The sequence below is a fragment of the Catenulispora sp. GP43 genome (assembly GCF_041260665.1).
In the GTDB taxonomy this organism is placed as follows: domain Bacteria; phylum Actinomycetota; class Actinomycetes; order Streptomycetales; family Catenulisporaceae; genus Catenulispora.
The window spans coordinates 49,347-71,771 of sequence record NZ_JBGCCT010000020.1; the positions used below are offsets into that span (position 1 = coordinate 49,347).

14 protein-coding genes and 2 pseudogenes are annotated in these 22,425 nt (G+C 72.0%); 10 read left to right on the forward strand and 6 right to left on the reverse strand.

Annotation, left to right across the window (positions count from 1 at the left end):
* The first annotated feature begins 37 nt into the window (after positions 1-37).
* The 5 genes from ABH926_RS33655 to ABH926_RS33675 are packed head-to-tail and all read left to right on the forward strand — an operon-like array spanning position 38 to position 13,818.
* Complete coding sequence (locus tag ABH926_RS33655; RefSeq protein WP_370369979.1) at positions 38-484, forward strand: YbaB/EbfC family nucleoid-associated protein; 447 nt, start codon at positions 38-40, stop codon at positions 482-484.
* A complete protein-coding gene (locus tag ABH926_RS33660) occupies positions 481-840 on the forward strand; it encodes a WXG100 family type VII secretion target (protein ID WP_370369980.1) in 360 nt (119 codons plus the stop codon). Before ABH926_RS33655 ends, ABH926_RS33660 begins: the two co-directional genes overlap by 4 nt.
* Positions 837-11,273, forward strand: a complete 10,437-nt coding sequence (locus tag ABH926_RS33665) for a hypothetical protein (RefSeq protein ID WP_370369982.1) — start codon at positions 837-839, stop codon at positions 11,271-11,273. The genes ABH926_RS33660 and ABH926_RS33665 overlap by 4 nt, the downstream gene beginning before the upstream one ends.
* Positions 11,270-12,376 carry a hypothetical protein gene (locus ABH926_RS33670; protein WP_370369984.1) on the forward strand — a complete coding sequence of 369 codons (1,107 nt, stop codon included), beginning with the start codon at positions 11,270-11,272 and terminating at the stop codon, positions 12,374-12,376. The genes ABH926_RS33665 and ABH926_RS33670 overlap by 4 nt, the downstream gene beginning before the upstream one ends.
* A complete protein-coding gene (locus tag ABH926_RS33675; RefSeq protein ID WP_370369985.1) occupies positions 12,376-13,818 on the forward strand; it encodes a ricin-type beta-trefoil lectin domain protein in 1,443 nt (480 codons plus the stop codon). Before ABH926_RS33670 ends, ABH926_RS33675 begins: the two co-directional genes overlap by 1 nt.
* Before the next feature lie 54 nt (positions 13,819-13,872).
* Here the strand turns inward: ABH926_RS33675 and ABH926_RS33680 are convergent, their stop codons facing one another.
* The 4 genes and pseudogenes from ABH926_RS33680 to ABH926_RS33695 form a co-directional block, all read right to left on the reverse strand.
* Entirely contained in the window at positions 13,873-14,592 is a 720-nt protein-coding gene (locus tag ABH926_RS33680; RefSeq protein WP_370369986.1) for a WXG100 family type VII secretion target, read from the reverse strand.
* Between the two features lie 206 nt (positions 14,593-14,798).
* Complete coding sequence (locus ABH926_RS33685; RefSeq protein ID WP_370369988.1) at positions 14,799-15,488, reverse strand: hypothetical protein; 690 nt, start codon at positions 15,486-15,488, stop codon at positions 14,799-14,801.
* A gap of 95 nt (positions 15,489-15,583) precedes the next feature.
* Positions 15,584-16,291, reverse strand: a complete 708-nt coding sequence (locus ABH926_RS33690) for a M24 family metallopeptidase (protein WP_370370147.1) — start codon at positions 16,289-16,291, stop codon at positions 15,584-15,586.
* Positions 16,292-16,609, reverse strand: a pseudogene (locus tag ABH926_RS33695) (gamma-glutamylcyclotransferase family protein); the annotation flags it as partial.
* 195 nt (positions 16,610-16,804) lie between these two features.
* Here ABH926_RS33695 and ABH926_RS33700 point away from each other — a divergent pair.
* The 3 genes and pseudogenes from ABH926_RS33700 (at position 16,805) to ABH926_RS33710 (ending at position 18,610) form a co-directional block, all read left to right on the forward strand.
* Positions 16,805-17,563 (forward strand): hypothetical protein, encoded by a 759-nt coding sequence (locus ABH926_RS33700; RefSeq protein ID WP_370369989.1) that lies wholly within the window; start codon positions 16,805-16,807, stop codon positions 17,561-17,563.
* Positions 17,564-17,748: 185 nt separating this feature from the next.
* Positions 17,749-18,123: pseudogene (locus ABH926_RS33705) on the forward strand (sulfatase-like hydrolase/transferase); the annotation flags it as partial.
* Positions 18,124-18,181: 58 nt separating this feature from the next.
* Positions 18,182-18,610 (forward strand): hypothetical protein, encoded by a 429-nt coding sequence (locus ABH926_RS33710; RefSeq protein ID WP_370370155.1) that lies wholly within the window; start codon positions 18,182-18,184, stop codon positions 18,608-18,610.
* A gap of 343 nt (positions 18,611-18,953) precedes the next feature.
* On the opposite strand, the gene ABH926_RS33715 is transcribed toward ABH926_RS33710, so the two are convergent.
* A complete protein-coding gene (locus ABH926_RS33715; protein WP_370369990.1) occupies positions 18,954-19,913 on the reverse strand; it encodes an NAD(P)H-quinone oxidoreductase in 960 nt (319 codons plus the stop codon).
* Positions 19,910-20,668 carry a type 1 glutamine amidotransferase domain-containing protein gene (locus ABH926_RS33720; RefSeq protein WP_370369991.1) on the reverse strand — a complete coding sequence of 253 codons (759 nt, stop codon included), beginning with the start codon at positions 20,666-20,668 and terminating at the stop codon, positions 19,910-19,912. Before ABH926_RS33720 ends, ABH926_RS33715 begins: the two co-directional genes overlap by 4 nt.
* 286 nt (positions 20,669-20,954) lie before the next feature.
* On the opposite strand from ABH926_RS33720, the gene ABH926_RS33725 reads away from it, so the two are divergent.
* Together ABH926_RS33725 and ABH926_RS33730 are read left to right on the forward strand one after the other, a co-directional pair.
* Positions 20,955-21,581, forward strand: a complete 627-nt coding sequence (locus tag ABH926_RS33725) for a TetR/AcrR family transcriptional regulator (protein ID WP_370369992.1) — start codon at positions 20,955-20,957, stop codon at positions 21,579-21,581.
* A gap of 84 nt (positions 21,582-21,665) precedes the next feature.
* Positions 21,666-22,385, forward strand: a complete 720-nt coding sequence (locus tag ABH926_RS33730) for a mechanosensitive ion channel domain-containing protein (RefSeq protein ID WP_370369993.1) — start codon at positions 21,666-21,668, stop codon at positions 22,383-22,385.
* The last annotated feature ends 40 nt before the right edge of the window (positions 22,386-22,425 follow it).

Consider the following 22,425-nt stretch of genomic DNA (forward strand, 5'->3'; position numbering starts at 1 on the left):
GGTGATCGGTCCCGGAGCACGCCCTAGCGTGGGAGCCATGAGCAGCCTGCCCTTCGACAGCGAGCTCGAAGCGCTGATGGCCGAGTACCGCAAGCGCCGGGCCCGCACCGCCGAGCTCCAGCGGCAGATCCGTGAGATCTCCGGCACCGCGGTCACACCGCGCCAGACCGTCAAGGTGAAGGTCGACGCCCAGGGCGGCCTGGTCGCGCTGGAGTTCCCGACCGGCGCGTACAAGCGGATGGCGCCCAACGAGCTGGCCGAGGCCGTCATGGGCGCCGTCGCCGAGGCCAAGGGCAAGGCGCTGGAGGCCCTGGGCGAGCTCATGCAGCCGGAGCTGCCGCGCGGCATGAACTTCGCGGACCTGCTGCAGGGCCGGGCTGACATGACCAAGGCGCTGCCCGACGAGCCGCCGATGCCGGAGGCCGTGCGCGAGTACATCGACTCCGGCCGGATGCCGGGACGGGCCGCGGGAGGCAGCGAATGAGTGAGGTCTGGGTCGACACCGACCGCATGGGGACGGTGATCCCGCAGGTCGAGCACTTGAGCGACCAGACCAAGGGCGTGCACACGGGCCTGGTCGGGCAGCTCGCCCCGCTGTCGAACGCCGCGGGCACGGACGACGCCGCCGCGAAGGCGTTCTACGCCTCCTACAACCCGACCCGGGACATGGTCCTGGGCGCGTTGCTGGACTTCTGCACGATCGCCGACGGCATGGTCACCGGCATCCACACCATGGTGCGGGGCTATGAGTCCACCGAGGAGAACAACACCGTGCCGCACTTCGGAAGCGACAACCCGCCTCCGCCGGCGGACAAGCCCGGGGGCCACACGAAGCCGTGAGCATCGAGATCCCTCCGGAGCTGAACTGGGTGGTGGAGATCGCCGCCGGCCAGTCCTGGCCGCAGGGTGACGAGGACCAGCTCAACGAGCAGGGCGACGTCTGGTACAACGCCCGGGACCAGCTCTCGTCGGTGAACGCCCAGATCGCGCCGATGGCCGACGGCCTGTCCGACGGCCTCAGCGGTCCGGCCGCCGAGCAGTTCGGCTCCTTCGTCAAGCAGCTGAACGACACCATGCCGCTGCTGGTCGACACCACCGGCCAGCTCGGCGCGATGTCCAAGGACACCGCGGTCCAGGTCCAGTACTCGAAGCTGATGATCCTGGCCCAGCTGATGTGGATGGCCGAGCAGATCATCGAGTGGTCCAGCACGATCTGGGGCCTGGCCGTGGTCCCGGAGATCGAGGCGGTCGGCCGCCTGGTGATCCAGCAGATCGCCAAGCGCTTCGCGATGTCGGTGATCTCCGCGACCGCCATCCAGACCGGCATGGACGTGCTGGTCCAGGCCTTCCAGATGTTCATCCTGAAGGACCGCGACCACTGGGACACCTCCAGCACGATCGGCGCGGTCGAGATGGGCGCCCTGGCCGGCGGCGTCGGCGGGGCCCTGCACGAGGTGGCGCACGTCATCGCCCCGGACCTGACCAAGGACCTCGGCGGCAAGCTGATGCTGGCCGGGATCACCGGCGTGACGGTCGCCGGCATCTCGAACGGCGCCTTCGGCGGCAGCCAGGACCTGGGCCTGGCCTTCGCCTCGGGCGCGGCCGGCAGCCTGTTCGCCGGCCGCGGCGGCCGCGGCGGCAAGGAGCCGCCGAAGGAGCCGGCGATCGACACCAGCGCGCTGGCGAAGCTGGCGGCGCTGGCGCATGAGATGAAGGAGCCGGGGCCGGAGGGGGGCGTGGATAACAGGCCCCCAGACGGTGGCGGTGGAGGCGGAGGCGGCGGGGGCGGTCGCGAGCGGGGAAGCGGCGGCAGTGGTGATGGGCTGCCGGGGTTCGAGTCGGGGCCGGTGAACAAGACCACGGAGCCGCCAGAGCATGGTGCGCCGGTCGAGCCAGAGCCGGTCGACAGGGAGGTGCCGGAGCCGGTCGAGCCTCAGCCGGTCGACAGGGAAGAAGTGCCGGAGCCGGTCGTGGTGCCGGAGCCGGTGGTGAGAGGGGATGAGCCGCTGCCGGATTCGGAGGTTCGGCAGGAGGCTGAGGTGCCGCTGCCGGAGCCCGAAGTCCGGCAGCAGTCTGAGGAATCGCCGGTCCCTGAAGTCCGTCAGCAGTCCCAGGAGCCGCCTGCATCGGAGATTCGCCAGCAGCAGCAAGTTGCGCAGCCGCCGGCCCCCGAGACGCATCAGCAACCCCCGGCGACCACCCAGCATCAGACCAACACGCCGGCCACCAACACTCCGGCGACCAGCCACGAGCCTCCAGTCACCAACACCCCGGTCACCAACGCCCCGATCACCAGCCACGTGGCGCCGGTCGTCCACACCACCGAGCCGGCCCCGCTGCCCGTCAGCACCAACAGGTCCGGCGCCCCGTCCAGCTACCGTTTCCCGCCACCCGCCGCCGATCCGCACACCTGGACCTCCCGCCCGGAGTCGGCTCCCCAGCGCATTGACACGTTCTACGACGCCAACCACGCCGCGTCCTTCCTGTCCCACTTCGGCGCCGGCCACGGCAGCACCCTCCACCTCCAGGACGAGTCCGCGTCCGGTGCCGCCGACCAGGCACGCGCGGCGCGTGCCCTCATCCCCGACGCCAACGGCCGCGTCACCGTCGCGGCGCACGGCGACTCCGGCAGCGTCACCGTCGGCGGCCACGAACTCGGGCCGAAGGCCTTCGCCCAGCTGATCCGCCAGCACCCGGACTTCGAGCAGATCCAGCAGTCCGGCCTGCGCCTGATCATCTGCGACACCGGTGCCGTGCCGGCCGGCGGCGGGCACGCGTACGCCCAGGAGGTCGCGACCGAGCTCGGCATCCACGTGGCCGCCCCCGACAACAAGGTCTGGACCTCGCACGACGGCGTGGCGATGGTCGCCGCACCGGATCCGCTGCGCCCCGGGTTCCCGAAGTACGGCTCGCAGGGCACCTTCCACGACTTCGCGCCGGCGCCCGACCACGCCCCCGCGATCGAGCGGACGTCCGAGCCGACCGGTCAGGTGCCGGAGCCGGTGCGCAACGCTCCGCCGGCAGTGAACCGGATCTCCGAGCCCGAGCCTCAGCCGGTGAATCATTCTGTTGCGGAGCCCGGGCCCCAGCTCCAGACCGGGGCCGCGCCTCAGCCTCAGCCGAGCGATCATCAGACCACCGAGCCCGCACCTCAGCGCCAGCCCACCGACCATCTGACCACCGAGCCCGCACCCGCGAACCGCCAAGCGCCTCCGCCCGCGACTCACCAGCCCCAAACCCTCCCCGACACCACCCACCTCCCGGCCGAAGCCGCCCTCACCGACAGCGCCGACCATCCCCGCTGGCAAAGCGACGTCGTCCAGTGGTCCCCGCCCTACGCCCCGCGCGACGCCAACAACGTCGACCCCCTCGTCCCCTGGTACAACCGCCCCGGCGCGCCCGGCGGGACGCATGCGCTCGGCGACATGTCCGTCGTCACCACCGACCGGCCGCACGATCCGGCCGCGCAGAGCCACACTCTGCTGGAGAACATCAAGACCGCCCGCCTCACCAACGCCGCCGGCGCGGACACCGGGGCCGTCGGCAACCACATCACCCCGCGGCTGGCGCGCGACTTCGAGCACGAAGTCGCCAAGGCGTTGGAGACCACCGACCCGCGCGAGTGGGAGAAGCACCTGCGCTCCGGTATCACCGTCGGCGACGGCGACACCGTGCTGCGCGCCCGTTTCCGGCTCACCGGCGGGGCCGAGGCGCCGGCGGCGCGCGACCCCGACCCGGTCCTCCGCGAGTTCCTGTCCAAGTACGGCGACATCGCGCAGGATCAGACCGATGTCGTGGAGACCAATCGCGGCATGGGTTTCCTGGCCGAGTACATGAAGACCTTCTCCTCCAAGCTCACCAGCCTGACCATCATGGTCCGTCCCAGCGCCAGCACCTCCTCCAAGACCATGCACTCCCTGGCCCACGAGGTGCAGCTCGGCAGCCGCGCCACCAACGGGGCCCGGGTCGGCGTGACCCACCAGGTCCGCATCGAGGTCGAGGCGCACACCGCGGACGGGCGCACCGCCGCCGCGACCCACGACGTCACCGGCAAGGACATCACCGCCGCCTACCCGGCCGCCTACGGCGCCGGCACTCCTGACGGTGCGCACGTCATCACCGCCACCGACCCCAAGGCGATGGAGCGCTACGACTACACCCTCGGCGCCCTGGACACCAAGCCGCTGGAGGACGCCTACCTCAAGGCCCTGATCGGCCCCGGCAAAGTCGCCCCGCACCGGGCCGCCGAGGTCGTGCATGGCGCCGCCGAGGAGGTCCTGGACGAGAAGTCGTTCCGCGACCGCGCGCAGGCGGCCTTCACCGACTCGCTGCCGGCCAACTTCGTGCGGACGAAGGGCTTCGCCGGCTACACCGGGCTCAAGGCCGAGCTGGTCTCCGTCGAGCGCGTCGGCAACACCACCGATGGCGGCATCCGCAACGACATCGCCGAGACCGTGACCGTGAAGCACACCACCGAACACGGCCAGGGCGTCGGGATCAGGGTCGGTCCGGAGTTCGGGTTCGTCGAGGGCGTCACCGCGACCGTCGACGCCTTCAGCGGCGGCATGTCCTCCAAGCACGGCGTCGGCACCCAGGTTCAGGGCCAGGCCAAGACCGCCGTCACCCACGACGGCGACAAGATCCGGTACAAGGCGGTCTTCCGGGTCACCGGCCGGGTCGACGCCGACCGCCGGATCCAGTCCGACTTCAGCCGCTCGCCGTCGGTCGTGAACTTCCACTCCGACGTCGTCGGCGAACTCATGGTGCCCAGCCACCAGTCCGCCGCCTTCGAACGCGACATTGCCCGCCCCGCCACCGCGCCCCCGGTGCCGCGCCGCGAGGCCGTGACCCCCGACGGCGCGCGCCGGGCCATGAACCGGACCGGCGGCGTGCCGACCCGCACCCCGGGCCTGGACAAGATCACGGCGGTGAACCACCCGAAGACCTACCAGAAGCTGCTGAAGCTGAACGCGGCCATGCAGTCCCGTCCCTCGCCGTTCCCGCACGACGGCCTGCGCGACGGCAACGACAACCGCGCGCTCTACCAGCATCTGCGGACCAGCGGCGGCCAGGCCGCCGTGCACGTCCGGCCCGGCCACACCTTCACCGAGGCCGAACTCCGCCAGATCCACACCCTGCAGAACGGCCACGGGGTGCGCGTCTTCGAGGTCCCGGCCGACCCGCACGGCCAGCCCCGCGAGCTCACCGTCACCCACAACCCGCCGCCGGCCCCGCTGCCCGACGGATCGGTCCCGCTTGGCCCGCACCTGCCGCGCTACACCACCGGCTGGGCGGACTCCGACCACGCCGCGGCCTTCTCCCAGCCCCGCGGCTACCACCTGGACGGCCACGGCGTCACCGACGGCTGGAGCGACAAGGGTTTCTCGCAGCCGAACCCGTCCCGCCTCACGCCGCCGCCGGCCCGCGTCGCGCCGCCGGTGGAGAACATCCACACCGTCGCCGACCTCGTCGGCGCCCGAGGCACCCCGCCCGAAGCCGCGCCCCGCGACGTCGGGCTGGTCGCCCCGGCGCGGCCCGGCGGCGCGTTGCGGACCTCGCTGAACACGGTGCGCACCGAGGCCCAGCTCACCGTCACCGACCTGCCCTCGGAACACGACATCCTGGGCCATCAGCATCTCCCGGACGAGGGCTACGTCGTGAACCCCGCCGGCCATGTGGTCTGGGGCTGGCGCGACGGCGGCCCGCACACCTGGGGCGCCGACGACGCGGGAAGCCACGGCGCGCTGGTCGACTTGACCCGCCAGGCCGGCCGCACCGGCCTGCAACTGGTCGTGCCGCGCGGCAGCCGGTTCGAGACCGACCTGCGCAACGCCGCGACCGCGCTGCGTCCGGCCGACTGGCACGGCGACCAGCAGGCCCTGAACGACCGCAAGGACCTGCAGAACCGCATCAGCGCCGCGCGCGAGAACGACGGCGCGGGCCTGGACCACCTGCCCAACGACGACCTGCTGAAGATGCTGGTCTCGGACCGCTCGGTGCGGATCGTCGACGAGCATGGCATCGCCTCGCACGATCTCAACACCCGCGAGACGGTCCGCGAGGTCGCCCAGGTCGACGACGCCGGGAACCAGATCGGCCGGCACACCGAGGTGGTCTCGGACAAGTACGTGGACACCTCGCTCAAGCTCGGCGAGGAGCGCGCGATCCGGACCTCCGACGGCGCGCCGCTGCGGACGGTGACCTGGAAGGACGACGGGACTCAGACCCCTTACGTGCGCCGCGCCGTCCACGAGTCCGACCCGCAGAAGGAGACCCCGGAGCTGGTCGCCGGCGTCGGCCTGGGCAGCGCCGCGGTGAAGGAGATGCCGCGCAGCGAGCAGATCCACGCGACCGCGCGCGGCCTGATCACCGATCTGTCCTCGAACTACAAGGGCATGCGCCGCGGCCTGGCGTCCACCGACCCCAAGGCCACCGCGCGCCACGACAACCACCCGGCGCGGCTGCGCTACCGCGCCGACAAGCAGCTCCAGCTCGCGCTCGGCACGCCCAAGCTGCGCGGCGCGCGCGGCCGTGGCTTCGACGCCGGGCATCAGGAGGAGATCACCTACCGGGGCCGCAAGTACCAGATATCGGTCGAGCAGGTGATGCTGAACCGCCCGCACGGCGACATCCCCTCCGAGGCCGACGTGGCGATCGACCACCAGACCAAGGGCACGCGCGGCGGCGGCGCGTCAACGACGCGTTCCTGGACGGTCGGCACCGGCGGCGGCATCGCCGGCCGCGTCGAGCTCCCGCACGGCGGCGCGATCGACATCGGCGACTTCAGCGGCGGGGTGTCCGGTGGTAGGACGCACGCCGAGTCCGACGGCACCGCGTCCAAGAACTACTCCCGGCTGCGCGCGCCCAAGGGCGAGGCGTTCCGGCCCGAGTACGGGGCCCGGTACCAGGTCACCGTGACCGAGACCAAGTCCCTCTTCGGGTTCACCTCCCGGCGTACGGTCAGCCGCGTCATCGAAGGCGACGGCGCCACGGTTCCGGCGCTGGTGCCGAAAGTGCTGCGGCCGACCCCGGAGCACGCCGGCACGGCGGAATACACGCAGGCGCACAAGGCGGTCGCGGCGAACATCGGCCGGACCAGCGTCCTGACTCGCGCCGAGTATCAGGACCTGAAGAACCATCCCGACGTCATCGACTTCGGCAAGTCCGGTACCGACGGCCTGCACGCGACCTTCGCCGGGCTGGACAAGGCGGTGCGCTCCTCCGCCGGCTTCGTGATCTCCCAGGCCCGGGCCCAGCATCCCGAGATCCCGGCCTCGGCGTGGAAGCACCCCACGTATGTCGGCGAGGTGGAGCGGGCTCTGTCGGAGGGCTTCCTGCGCTCCAACCAGCCCCGGCTGCTCGGCGACAGCGGCATCCCGATCCCGTTGCCGAAGGAGTTCCACTGGGGCCCGGGCCTGCCGAACTACGAACGCTCGTTCACGGTGAAGGGCTTCTTCCTACGGGCCGACCCGGCGGCCGGCCACGAGGCGACCGATGCCGCGAACGAGAGCTACGCCGAGCACGACCTGAAGCAGACCGACAACAAGACCACGCACCTGAACTACAAGGTCTCCGGCGCGATCGGCGGGGCGTACCGGCACAACGTCGAGGACCCCGCAGCCGCCGGAGGCAAGGACGAGCCCGCCCCCGACCACAGCGGGAGCGACTCCGGCAACGGGCAGCCGGTCTCGACGACCAAGCGCGGCGTGGCCGACCAGATCGGCGCCTCGATCGGCGTCGAGGCCTCCGGGACCATCAAGAGCCACACCGACTCCACGACCAAGGGCAGCATCGACGTCTCGCTGCTCACCGAGAACACCGGCCAGCACTTCGGCCGGGCGCACCTGGTCCTGGAGGTCACCTCCAACCGGCAGCCGGTCGACGCCGGGATGATCAACGGGTTCCTGGGCAAGCACCTGCGCAAGTCGGCGTACGACGCCACGCCGCAGTCGCACCACCTGCTCATCGAGCACGCCGCCGAGCTGTCGATGAGCACGACGCTGCACCACGACGTCAGCACCCTGCACGGCGACCCCGGTGCCAACCCGCCGGTGCCGCCGCAGCACACGCACCTGGACCCGCCGGCCAAGGCCGCCCAGCCTCTACACCTGACCCGCTACGGCGCGGCCATGGCGGCCGGCTACTCCACCCACCTCGACGACCACGCGGCGGTCTTCGAGGAGAGCGGGCCCAAGCACCCCGGGGGAGCGGAGACGCTGCCCGCCGGCGGCGGCATCCTCGGCGCGATCAAGCACGGCCTGAAGACCACCGGCTCGGTGGGCGACGAGCACCTCACCGACGCCTCCGACATCTGGCGGTCGATCTCGCACAAGTACGACCCCGGCGAGCTGAAGACCCACCCGGACGACATGTTCGACACCGGTGTGACGCACCGCTCGGAGTTCCCCGGCCCGGCCGGCAGCACCACCCAGGTCACCGTGCGGATCACCGCGGACCGGATCGACACCGACCACGTCCGTTCCCGGGACCGCGGCGCCGTCACCTTCGGCGGGCAGTCGCTGAAGCAGCACGGCTCGTCGAAGAACTCAGCGCACGACTTCTCGGTGACCGGCAAGGTCGAGGGGCAGTTCACCAAGGACGGCCACAGCGGCGGCCAGACCGACCTGGGGATCAAGTGGTCGACCGGCGTGGAGAAGTCGACCGGCACGCAGGCCGTGATCCGCGACATCCGCCGGACCGCCGCGGCGGTCCGGCCCAAGGGCGGCGACACCCCGGCGCGCGTGGACAACGAGACCGAGCAGCAGAAAAAGGACCGTGAGGACCGCACCCCGACCTCCGGCGAGGGCGAAGAATTCGCGCACAAGCTGAGCATGAAGATCGAGATCTACGTCGGCCATGAGATCCCCGAACCGCTGGCCCGCTTCCCCAACACCAGCGTCTCCCGGACCCCGCCGACGCCGGTGGTGACGTTGCGGACCGCGCCCGGCTCGCACATCACGATGCGCAACGTGGTCCCGCGCCACTTCGCCGAGACCGGCCCGCCGCCGGCCGCCGGTCCCGGCCCCGCTCCCGCGCCGCGCCGGCCCGCCGTCCGCGCCGCCGGCCCGGCGGATCGGACCAAGCCCAGCACGCTCGACCACGAACTCGCCGAGCATCTCCAGGGCCTGAGCTTCCCGGACCTGGGCCACGTCGCGGCCTGGGCGCCGGCGGTGACGCTGCCGCGCGCCAAGGCCACGCCGTACATGGACGGCTCCGGCGCCGGACTCGGCGGCACCCCGGCCCCGCCGCACCTGGGCCGCTACGCCCCGCACAACGACCTGGGAGTCCGGCTGAACACCTCGCTGGCCAACCGCAACGTCCGGGACAACTCCGGGGAGCTGTTCCGCGGCGACTTCGGGCTGCCCTCGCCACACGGCGAGCCGGCGAAGCTGGGAGTGCAGGCCGAAGGGGTGATCCGGCCGATCGGCGACCCGGCGAAGTACAACGGCATGACCTTCACCGAGCGCGCCGACGAGCCCACCTTCAGCGAGAGCAAGGGCAGCGGCTGGTCCACCGACCTGTCGATGGGCGGCAAGACCAACGACGGCGCGGGGGTCCCCGGCGGGGACGCCGACCGCCGCCGGGGGGTGGAGACCGCGGCCAACATCGGCGACTACGTCGAATACAACCGGATGTACGCGGGGAACTCGCACATCTACGGCGGCAAGGCCTCCTACGTGCTCACCGGCCCCCACGACTGGTCGATGAAGATCGACTCCACCAAGGACTTCGAAGGGCTGCTGCCCGAGGGCTGGGCCGTCGAGCTGGCCCAGAACCACCCGACCCAGGTCGTCCACCCGCACGCCAAGCCGCTGTCCGACAACCCGGCCACCCGGGCCGGGCAGATCAGGGATCTGGGCACCACCCCGCCGCCGGACGGCCAGCCGCACCGGGTCGTCGCCGACCTGAACGGCGCCGCCACGCCCGACGACCACCTGCGGGCCGCGCGCGACCTGGCCATCAGCTCCGGCCGGCCGGTGGACCTGACCCTGGTGCACTACCAGGGCGGCGACGCCCACCACCTGGAACACCACGTCTTCGACCCGGCCGACCCCGGCCACCAGGGCGCCGTCGACGCCGCCGCGCACCAGCGCACCCTGGACGCCCAGCAGCCCGCCCGGCAGCAAGCGCTGCGCGACCAGCAGCAAGCCCAGCAGGACACGCAGCTGCGCAACGCGCCGACCCTGCAGGAAGGCCGCGACGCCGACCAGGCGCTGCAAAACCACCGCACGCAGTACCCCGGTGACCTCGACCAGCACGTCACAGACCTCGACCAGGCCCATCAGCAGGCTGTGCAGGACCTGAACCGGGACACGGCGAACCGGGCGAACCAGGATCCACCCCAGCCGCCGGACCCGGCGCTGGTCCAGGCCGAACAGGACGCCCGGGGCCGGCTCGACCAGGCCCAGCGCATCGCCGACGAGCGCGCGGTACTGGAAGGCGACGTCGTCAGGATCGCCCCGGCCGTGGACGCCGCGAACCGGGAGAACCAGGCCGCCCAGGGCCGGGTCGACGCGGCCCAGACCAGCCTCGACGAGATCCCGGCGGCCGCCGCCCAGGCCGCGACCAGCCATGCCGGCTCGACCGGCGCCGCCCACACCACCGGCACCGACCAGACCGCCACCGCCGAACACCGCAACGACCTGTCCGGCAGCGCCACGCCGCAGGCCGCGGTGCAGGCGGCCTGGCAACCCACCCCCTCGGGCTTCGCGGTGCCGCACAACACCACCGACCTGGCCAACGCCATGCGACGGCCGCAGCAGCACGAGACCCTGACCGTCTCGATCGGCGCCCCGCCGAACGCGGCCGGCGACTACTCGATCCGAGGCGCCGCCGCCACGCGCGACGAGATGGCCGCGGCCGTCATCGAGCAACTGGCCGCCTCCCCGGACCCGATACCGCGCCGCATCTTCATCGAGGGCGACGACAGCGCGGCGCTGGCGCGGGCGATCAGCGCCGAGAACCAGCGCCGGACCGCCGCCAACCAGGCCCTGCCGGCCGGCGGCGCCCCGGCCGCGGTGCTGCCGCCGGTCGATGTGATCGGCGTGCGCGGCACGGTCGCGCAGCTGACCGACAGCGGCACCTGGACCGGCTGGATCACCGGCCTCGGCGACCGCTTCCTGCACCAGGGGGCGAACAACCCGGGACTGGTGGTCTACCGCGACGGGCGGCCCGTCCGGCTGGCGCCCTACCCGGACCTCGCCTCGCTGCTGGCCGCGCTCGACGCGCCGCCGAAGCTGCCGCGCCGCCCCTGGATCGGAGGACGACCGTGACCGACATCGAGGTCACCACCTTGACCGACGCCTGTCACAGCATGCTGCTGCGGTTGGCCGGACGCGTCCCGGACGGCCTGCTGAGCCAGAGCCGCGCCTGGCTCGCGGCGCTGGAACCGGAGCGGATGGCCGGCGCCGTCGCCTCGCACGCCGCCGCGTCCCGCCTGATGCTGGCCGCCGAGGACGCCGGGCTGCTCGGCTGGATCCTCACCGGCGCCGGGATGGACGCCGCCGTGGTGGCGCGGATTCCGGTCCAGACCGGGACCGACCCGGCCGAGGGGATCGTCGCCCACGTCTTCACACCCGCCGCGCCCGTGGTGATGGCGGCGCGCGGGGAGGACTTCGGGTCCTGCCTGGACCTGACCGAGGGCCCGCTGGAGAACGTGTCCGCCGACCTGGCCGACGAGCTGGACCGCGCCGCCGTCGCCGCGGCGGCCGGACTGCCTGGTGCTGCCGCCTTGTGGCGCACCTGGCGCGCGCCGTCCGACGGCTCCCCGTGGCCGCCGCCGCGCCGGGTCTTCCTGCTGGCCCTGAACCCGCAGGCAGAGCCCTTCGAAGCCGGGGCCGCACTGCACGTTGCCCTGGCTGCGCACGGAGAGGCCGACCCCCAGGTCGAGGCCTTCGCCCTGGACGAGGACCTCCCGGCCTACCAACGCTCGGCGCGCGCCCGCTCGGCTCTGCTGTGGACCCCGGGCCCGGGCCGCCCCGAGCCGGTCCGCCTCGCACCGGTCTACGACGGGGTCACCGGCGACGGCACGCCCCTGTTCGACCTGGACCGCCCGCGCCTGACCGCGCCCGACTGCGACCCGATCGCGGCGGCGCTGGACGGCGGCAGCGTGCTGATGTCCACCACGGCGCGCCTGGACGACGTCCTGGACCCGGCCGACGGCCGCGGCCGGGTGCCGGCGGGCTTCCGGACCGACGGATGGTGGGTCTGGAGCGAGGCCGTCGCGTACTACCTCCGTGCCCACGGCGTCGCGCCGGTGGCCGCACTGCTCGGCCATCTGGACCGCCGGCGGACGGAGCCGCCGGCCTCGCCGGACGCCGTCGCCTTGTTCCGCGCCACCGCCGCCTTGACCCGCCCGCCTGACAGGAGCCTGTGATGGAAGCCCAAGCCGGTACCGACACCGGGGCTGACCCCGAATCCATAGATTCTGTGTTGCGGCGCGTGGAGGAAGCCCGCGCCGCAGGACATCCGGCGCTGGTGCTGTCCGGGCTGGGCCTGCGCGACCTGCCGGACGAGCTGCGCACCCTCACCGGTCTGCGCGAGCTCGACCTGTCGGACAACGAGCTGACCGGGCTGCCGCCGTGGATCGCCACGTTCCCGGACCTGCGGGTGCTGGACCTGCGGCGCAACCACCTGGTGGAGGTGCCCTGGCAGCTCGGGACGCTGGAGCTGACCGACTTGGCTCTGGAAGGCAATCCGCACCTGCTGCTGCCCGCCCCCGAGACGGTCGCCCAGGGGACGGCGGCGGTGCTCGCGGATCTGCGGGCTTCCGCCCCGCTTCGGGAGGGCGAGAGCGCGGGTCCTGCGCCGGAGGCCGTCCTGGTGCTTCCGGGCGGTGAGGCCCCTGATGACGCCGAGCCCGCGGATCAGGGTTCGGATACCGCTCCGAGTGCCGCTCCGAGCCCCTTCTCGGGCAACGTCTCCCGCGTCGCCGCCGTCGGCGGCGCGGCAGTCCTGCTGCTGGCCGCGGTCGGTGTGGCGGCCGCGGTCGGCAGCGGGGGATCGGGCTCTCACGCCGCGGCCCAGGGGTCGCCGGCCGGGCCCGGGGGCGGTTCCACGTCGGGGGCGTCGGGGGCGGCGGCGGGTCTGGCGGCGGAGGGGCTCGCGGGCGCGTCGAGCGGGTCCACGTCCTCCGCGGTGGTCACCGTCACCACCACCAGTGGTGCGCCGGCCGCGGCCAAGCCGCCGGTGGTGGTGACCGTGACCGCCACCTCCACCGCCATGGCCGCCGCCCCGCCCGCGCCGGTGGTCGTGACGACGCGGCTGCCCGGCACTCCGAACCCCACGACCACGGCCGTGCGCGTGGTCGTCACCAAGACCGTCGCCCCGGCCGTCACCAAGAGCAAGGCCGCCCCGCCGCCGGCCACCAGCAGCGCGGTCGTCCAGGCACCGGTGAAGCCGCCGACCGGCCCGGTGGCCATCTCGCTCGCGAACGCCACCGGCCAGATGACCGGGATCGGCGGGATGTGCGTGGACGACTACGCGTCCAACACCGCGGACTACAGCGAGGTCGACCTGTGGGACTGCAACGGCACCGGCGCGCAGTCCTGGTCGTGGGTCGAGGCCGGGTCCACGTTGCACGTGCTGGGGCTGTGCCTGGACGTGCAGGGCTCCGGCAAGAGCGACGGGACGACGGTCGACCTCTACCACTGCAACGGCACCGGCGCGCAGGTGTTCATCCCGCGCTCGGACGGGAGCCTGTTCAACCCGAATTCCGGCAAGTGCCTGGACGACCCGCAGGGGTCGACGAACCGGGGGACCGCGCTGGAGATCTGGGACTGCAACGGCGGGACCAACCAGCGGTGGCAGCTGCCGTGACGCTGTGCGCCGGTCCGCAGGTCAGCCCGCGGACCGGCGGAAGCCGTTGCCGTGTCAGGTAGTCGCGGACCGGTCGCGCAGGGTCGGCCGAAGCGGCTCCTCCGGCAGGATGAGCTCCGTTGGCCGAAGCGGCTCCTCCGGCAGGGTGAACTGGGCCGGCATCAGCGGTTCCTCCGGCAGAAGCGGTTCCTCGGGCACGTCCTCCAGCTGCCGGCCGGGCAGGAATGCTTCCTCCCGGTCCAGGTGCGCGGGAAGCACTTGGGAGGAGATGAACCCTTGCGGCGTGCCTTCCACCGAGTCGCGCAGCGCCGGCAGCACCGATTCGTTCCGCAGCCGGACGACGTTCTCCTGAGCCGGCAGCACCTTGCCCTCCACCGCCATCCGCCTGGCCAGGACACCCTTCTCCGGCAGCAGCGGGGCCTCCGTGCTCCGCAACGCGACCATCGGCTCGGCCGGCAGCGACTCAAGGCCCTGCAAGCCCTGCTGGAAGGCCGTGACGACGTCCTGCGACGTCTCGTTGGCGTCACTGTAGATCCCGGTGTGGGTGGACAGGCTCTCGGTCATGACCACCAGTTCCTGCCGGATCTGGTACAGGTCGTCCAACCAGGCCTGCAGCGCCTGCCCGAACGCCGACGCCGCCATCCCGGACCAGCTCGCCGAGAGGTTGTCCGCCTCCTCGGTCATCGCACTGTAAACCGAGTTCATCTGGTCCAGCGCCTGCTGGAAGTCCTGCTGGGCCAGCTGCATGCCCTGGACGTCGACCGAGGTCGTCACACGACCCTCCGTTCCCCGGAAACTGTGTACGCCCGTCGCACCCTAGGCGCGCGCCGACGCCGGGGGCATCACGTCGGCCCGGGAAAGGGCCGCCGTGTCATCGAAGGCTGCCCGAACGACTGGTGTGCCGGGGCGCAGGCCGGTCGCCCGCGTATCTGCGGCGGCTGTCGGCGGCTGTCGGCGGACAAACGGTACGTGCGCGACGCCTACTGAGCGGGGCGCGCGGGACCAGTCGGCCACAACTCGGTTTCCCGAATGATGTGCAGCCCACCGGGCCCGATCCGCCGGCTGTGCCCAGGCCTCCACCGGGTTGGCCACAGCTCGACGCAATAGTGCGGCATAGCGGCGGCCTCGTCGAATCTCTCGACGAATTCGCGAACGAAGGCGCCCTCCCGCTCGAACGCCGGAGCGCTGCCGATCACGAACAGGGTCTCGGCGGCCGTGGTGTATCTGAGATGGTGCGGGAAGTCCGCGTGGGTCGTCGCGCTGAAGTCGGCTTCATCCAGGCCTGGGAGCTCCTGCCGGATCGTGCCCAACTCGATCCGGTGCGCGGCCCCCACGCGGGACCGCGCGCGCACCGATTTCCACTCCGACGCCCGGAACTGAGCTGACGCGTGCACGAACACGACGTCCAACGTCGGCGAGGCCGGCGCGATATCCAGCGGCGGCAGGTTCGCCCGAATCGGCAGGTGGATGAGCGAACGAGGCGAACGCTTCGCCAGGGACCAGGCGGCTGCGAGAGCGACGGCTCCACGACGGTCGGCGTGAATGTCGTAGTAGTTGTAAGAGGCCTGCGCGACGATGCGCTTCGGGGGCGACTCGACCCTGACCACGCGCAGCTCTTCGCCGTTGTACCGGACATGGCTCACGACTGTCCGCAACGCGAGCCGGTCCATGGCCGGAGATCATAGGAGCTCTGCGGGCAACACCTCAAAGCGTTAAGAGATGAGTACGCCTCAGATGAATACGCCTGAATACGCCTGAATACGCCTCAGCCGATGTCCAGCAGCTGCTCGTAGAAGCCGCCGAAGCCACCGGCCGGGTCGACCAGGTGGATCTCCAGGATCCAGTGGCAGATGTGGCCGGCGCGGTCCGTGCCCCGCATCGGGGTGGTGTTGCCCGGGGCGATGTAGGAGTGGATGCGCTCGGCGTCCATGATCTCGTGCGGGAACTCGCCGACCAGGTGCCCGGCGAACCCGGTGCCGCCCAGCTCCCAGCCGGCTTCGCGGGCCAGCCGGTCGATCTCGGCGTGCAGCTGCGCACCGGTGATCGCCGGGTGCTCGGCGAAGAAGCGGCGGCCGGCGTCGAAGATGACCGGCAGGTCGGCGGCCAGCCGCAGCTTGACCGGGTCGTCGCCCAGGACGTAGGTGCGGCCCAGGTCGGCTTCGAATTCGGCGAAGATCGGGCCGAAGTCGGCGAAGGCGATGTCGTCGCCTTGCAGGATCCGGTCCGGCGGGTTGTCGCTGTAGGGCAGCAGGGTGTTCGGGCCGGAGCGGATGATGCGCTTGTGCCAGTGGCGGGTGGTGCCGAACAGGTCGTCGGCCAGGTCCCTGATCCGGTCGCTGATCGCCCGCTCGGACTGCCCGGCGGCGATCAGGCCCCGCTCGACGACCGTGTCGAACAGCTTGACGGCGTTGGTTTGCGCCTCCAGCAGCCGCCGGACGCGGAACCCCTCGGCGGTCGCGGTGTCGACGTACACCCAGGCCTTCGCCCCCGAGCGCAGCTCGACCGGTACGCGCCGGTAGTCGACCTCGTAGGCGTCGGCGGCGGCGAGGTCCTCCGGGCTCAGGATGAACACCGTGCCCTCGACCGCGTCGCCCGGGTCGGTGCTCGGTACGGCCACCGGGTGCAGTTCGCTGCCGCTGTCGGCGATCACGGACGCGTCGGTGATCGCCACCGTCGCCAGCCGGAAGCCGACGAGCGCGTCGGGCTGCCCGGACAGTTCGTGTCCGAATCTGGCCGTCTGGACCCGCGGCAGCCTGAGGGTGCCGTAGGAGAACAGAAGTTGGTCAGCCATGGAGACTCCCGGGTGTGCTGTGCAGATACCAGCGGAATCTTCTCACCCGGGCCGCATCTACGCGTTGGGGCTCCATCGATTTGCGTATCAGTGTCTAGTGGCGGTTAACGTAAGAGCCGGCCGGGCAGATCCCGAGATATTCGGCGGGCACGCCGACCCACAGGACGATTCTCAGGGGGTAGGCGTTTGCAGCCCATGGTGCCGCGTCAGTCCACGGCTGAGGCCGACTTCTCCGCGCTGGAGGAGATCAAGGAGCTCGCCCTGTCGCGACCCGCCGCACGCGGCCAGCTGGGCCGGCTCCGCGACGAGCACGTGACCCTGATCGCCGAGCTCGACCAGGCCCACCCCGCAGCCGCCGACCTCGGCGACCGGTACGTCGACGCCGGAGCACGCGGGATCGCCATGCGCACCCCGGCATCCGGCCCGGCCCCCGACACGGTGGCCCAAATCAGTGCCCGTATCCACGCCCCACTGCTGTCCCTGGAACCGGCCGACACCAGCTACCGGCTCTGGCGCGCCCGCGCCTGCGGCGCCGACATGGTCGTGCTGCCCACCGCGACGCTGTCGGACCCGGCACTGTACTCGCTGCTGGAGCGCGCCGAGTCGATCGGGATGGCCGCGATCGTCGAGGTGTGCGGCACCGCTGACCTGGTGCGTGCCCTGCGGGCGCAGGCCAAGGCCGTCCTGCTGCGGCCGACTGCCGGCCCCGACCCGGCCTCGGCCGGGACCGACATGGACGAGCTGCTGTCGCTGGTCCCGGCCGGCGTGCTGAAGGTGGCCGAATGCGGTCCGGCCGGCCGCGCCAGCCTGATCGCCAGCGCTCGCGGCGGCGCCGACGTGGTGCTGGTCGGGGCGTCGCATCTGGCCGGGGCCGAATCGGTGTCGATCGTCGCGGGTCTGGCTGCCATGGGTGCTCATCCGGCTCTGACTGCGCGGGCGAGTCGGACTGGCTGAACTGCCGGGTCGACCAGCGCCGGCCGGGGCCGGTCTCCCTGCCCGCGCGCGAGCGGATCGCCGCCAGGGGGACCACCTTCGAGCGCTACTACACGGCCTCGGCGCAGTGCAGCTCGGCGCGGTCGGTCATCTACACCGGACAGCACCTGCCGATCACCGAGATCTACGACAACGACAACGACAACATGCCGTACAGCCGCGAACTGCTACGTCACCGCGGAGAACCCCGGACCCACCACCGACGCGCTGGAGCCCTACGGGTTCAGCGAGTTCAACGACTGGGGCGACATCGACGGCGGCGCGTGGGCCGGCCTGAAGCTCGATCCGGTGATCGCCGGGCAGGCCGTGCGCTGGCTTCACCGTCTTCGGGCCGGTCGCCGACGGCCAGCACTGGTACGACGGCCTTCTACCTCAATGCGATCCGCGACGTGGATCGCAGCGTCGAGTTCGTCCTGGACGCCCTGGAAGCCTCCGGCCACGCCGACCGCACCGTCGTGGTCTTCACCTCCGACCACGGCGAGATGGCCGGCGCCCACGGCCTGCGGCAGAAGGGCAACCTGATCTACGACGAGAACTTCCACGTCCCGCACATCATCGCCCACCCCGACGTGGCCGCTGATGCCCGTGCTCCACGGCCGGCCGGTCCGCGAGGGGGTCCTGAACGCGGTGGAGTCGATCACGACGCTGGACGCCTCGTTCTGGTTCGAGTTCGCCGACACCGAGGCGCCGGCGCGCGTCGCCGTCGGCGATCTGCGTCCTGACTGGACCAAGCACGGCTTCCTGCGCGGCTACACCGACGAGCGCTACACCTTCGGCCGCTACTTCTCCCCGCTGCAGCAGGACCCCGGCGAAACGCACGACCTCGCCGCCGACCCGGCCCACCGCGCCCTGCTCGAGCAGTACCGGGCCAAGATGGAGAGCCTCATCGACGCCGACATCGGCCCGGACACCCGGGCCTGGGTCACCGAACGCCCGCGCCTGCTCGGCTGGCCCACCTGGCACGGCGACGACACGCGGCCGGAGACGCTGGCCCGCCAGGGACGCTGACAGCCAAGGGACGCTGACAGCCAACGGGCGCCGACAGCCACGTCGCGCCGCATCCGCGTGCAGCGAGGCCGACATCGCCCTGCTCACCGAGCCCTACGCCGACGCCGACCGCCTGCGTGCCTCCTTCGCAGACTACGAAGTGGTGAAGGGCACCCGCCCGGTGTCCGGCCTTCCCGCTGGCGGTCGGGCCGTTCTGGGTGCCGGGTGCCGGGTGCCGGGTGCCGGGTGCTTCATGCCGTGGGAGAAGCCTGAGGTGGTCAACCGGGCGATCAGGTCGTTCTGCGGAGATTTTCTCGAGCGGCGCCGAGCTGCTGCCGCGCGCGAGGAGTTGAGGCCCGGTGTTCTAGTCGTCGACCAGAATGATCTTTCCGGAATGCCCGCCGGCCTCCATCAGCCGGTGTCCCTCGGCGGCCTGGGACATGGGCAGCGTCCGGTCGACGACCAGCTTCACGGCGCCGCTCTCGATCATCGGCCAGACGTGCTGCTGCACGGCGGCGACGATCTCCGCCTTCTGAGCCTTGGACCGGGTGCGCAGGGTGGTGCCGATGACGGACAGCCGTTTGAAGACCAGCTCGGCGAGGTTCAGCGGCGCCTCCAGGCCGTCCTGCAGGCCGATGACGACCAGGCGCCCGTCCGGGGCCAGGGAGCGGATGTTGCGGTCGAGGTACTTGCCGCCGATGACGTCGAGGATGACGTCGTACGGGCCGTGGTCGGCGAAGTCCTGCGTGCGGTAGTCGATCGTCTCGTCGGCGCCCAGCCGCTTCGCCAGCGCCGCCTTCTCGGGGCCGCCGACCGTGGTGACGACGCGGGCGCCCAAAGCCTTGGCGATCTGGATGGCCATGGTGCCGATGCCTCCGCCGCCGCCGTGCACGAGCAGGGTCTCCCCGGCCTTGAGCCCGGCGGCCAGGACCAGGTTGGACCAGACCGTGGCCGTCGCCTCGGGCAGTGCCGCGGCATCGGTCAGGCTGACGCCCTCGGGCACGGTGAGCAGCTGTCCGGCCGGTACCGCGACCTGCTGCGCGTAACCGCCGCCGGTGAGCAGGGCGCACACCTCCTGGCCCACCTGCCAGCCGGTCACCCCCTCGCCGACGGCGCTGATGCGGCCGGAGACCTCCAGGCCCGGGTACGGCGAGGCCCCCGGCGGCAGCGGGTACAGACCCCAGCGCTGCATGATGTCCGCGCGGTTCAGGGCGGCGGCCGCCACGTCGACGACGACCTCGCCGGCGGCCGGCTGCGGCGCCTCGACCTCGGTCCAGGTCAGGTTCTCGGGGCCGCCGAACTCCTTGATGACTACTGCCTTCATGACTGCTCCATTCCGTTGATGTTGCGGTTGCGGTTGCGGTTGCCGGTTCCGTCGACGCTGCCGAGGTCGGCGACCAATCGCCGGGCAAGATGCGTTGCGGACGCTGGGTTCTGGCCGGTGTAGAGGTTGCGATCGACCACCGTGAACGGCCGCAACGGGATGCGCCCCTTCTCATAGCGGGCACCGTCCGCGCACAGCCGGTCCTCCAGCAGCCACTTGGCCCTGCGCCCGAAGCTGTTGAGCTTCTCCTCGAAGTTCGACAGCGCCGTCATCCGGTAGCCGGCGAACGGCCACGAGCCGTCCGCGTTCTCCGCCGCGAACGTCGCGGCGGGCCCGTGGCAAAGCAGGGCCAGCGGCGTGCCGGAATGCAGCGCCCTGGTGAGCAGCGCGCCGGACACCGGGTCGACCGCCAGGTCCTCCATCGGGCCGTGGCCGCCGGGGTAGAACACGAGGTCGAACTCGTCCGGATCCATGTGCGCCAGCACCTCGGGCCGGTCCAGCTGCGCCTTGATGCCCTCCAGATACTTGGCGACCTCGCGCAGCGTGCCCGGCCAGCCGGCAGTGAAGGCCATGGACAGCTTGTCCAGCGTCGGGACCGTCCCGCCGGGGGTGGCGATCGTGATGTCCCACCCGGCCTCGGTGAAGATCTTGTGCGGCATCGCCAGCTCCTCGCCCCAGTAGCCCGAGGGGTGGACCTCGTCGTCCCGGAGCGTCCAGCGATCGGCGGCGGTCACCACCATGAGGACTTTGGTCATGTCTTTCCTCCGTTTCCTGCCCCGGTGGGAGCACGACGGTCCAGACTGCCGTCTCCAGCTTCCGGCGCCTTCGCCGCGACCGCGCGGGCACCACGTCGGCAGCGTGGTCGGCCAGACGCCGGCAGCGCGGTCTGCCAGCGGACTCCGAGCTTCTGGGCCACGGCGTCCAGGTCTGTGGCCATGCGATGGGTGACCCGGTGTCGCTTCTTCGCGGTCGACTATGATGTGTGCACCGCTCACATTAGGCGGAGCAATGTGAGCACTGCAAACATAGAAGAGGTGTCCCGTGTCACACGACGGCGTCCCCTACCACCACGGCGACCTGCGCGCCGCCTGCGTGCGGGCCGCGCGGGAGCTGCTGGAGGAGGACGGCAGCGCCGCGCTGTCGCTGCGTGCGGTGGCCCGCCGCGCCGGGGTGTCCGCGACGGCGCCGTACCGGCACTTCGCGGTGCGCGAGCAGCTGGTCTCCGCGGTCGCCGCCGAGGGCTACCGCGAACTCGCCGAGCAGCTGGCCGCCGCGAACCCGGCCCCGGCGACGCCCCAGGACCTGATCGAGCTGGCCATCGCCTACGTCCGCTTCGCACTGGAGCGCCCGGCCATGTTCCGCGTCATGTTCGCCGAGCCGTGCGACCCCGATAACGAGGAGCGGACCGCCGCGACCGCGGCGCTGTCGGCGTTCCTGCACGAGATCGTCGGGACCGTCTTCCCCGACGCCGACCCCGACCCGCTCTCGACCGCGGTGTGGGCGCTGGTGCACGGGCTGGCGTTCCTGCACCTGGACGGCAAGCTCGACGCGTCCAGCCCCGAGGCCGTCGCCGAGCAGGTGCGCGCGGCGGTCAACGCGGCGCTGGCGGTGGCGCCGCCGGCGGTGCGGGAGGCGGGGGAGCAGGCAGAGCAGGCAGCGCGATCCTGATCACTTTCCCGGGTTCGCTGGTTTGATCATGAAGGATCACGGATAATCGGCGCGTTTGGCCGGCGACGACCTTGGGAGAGCGGAATGCATGACGGGAGTGTGAGTACGGGGAGCGGTACGGAGCGAGAACTGCTCCTGCCCGCCGCGCCCCACGCCGACGTGCCGGACCTGCGCACGCGGGCGAGCCGGAGCGTGCGGCAGGTGCTGCTGCGCCGGGGGGCCTTCGCCACCGCGATCGCCCTGGTGGCGCTGGTCGTCTCCTACCACTACGGCGGCCTGCTCGGCGCGGGCCAGCATCACGTCCTGCACCATGTGCTGGCGGCCGTGGGCGCCCTGGTGTTCCTGGCCAGCGCGGTGATCGCGGTGCGCTGTGCGACGAACGACATCCTGGGGCTCGTGCACGTCCCGGGCCGGCTCAGCGACGCCCGGGCGAGCACCTTCCGCATCCTGTGCCTGCTGTGCGGCTACGTCATGGTGGTCCTGGGCGGCCTGAGCCTGTTGCGGGTGCCGGTGGGGCACCTGCTGCTGGGCGGGGTCCTGACCGGGGTGATCCTGGGCATCGCGGCGCAGCAGGTGCTGGCGAACGTCTTCGCGGGGATCACGATCCTGTTCACCAAGCCGTTCTCGGTCGGTGACGAGCTGCGCATCCGCTCCGGAGCCCTCGGCGGCCCCATCGTGGGCCGCGTGTCCGGGATGACGCTGACCTACGTGACGGTGTCGACCGTCGCCGGGCCGGTGCTGCTGCCCAACAGCGCCGTGCTCGCCGCGGCGGTGGGGCCGGCGGCGGAGTGGCTTGAGCCCTGAGCCTGCCTCCGGCTGCCTGAGAAAGCCTGCCTCAGGCTGC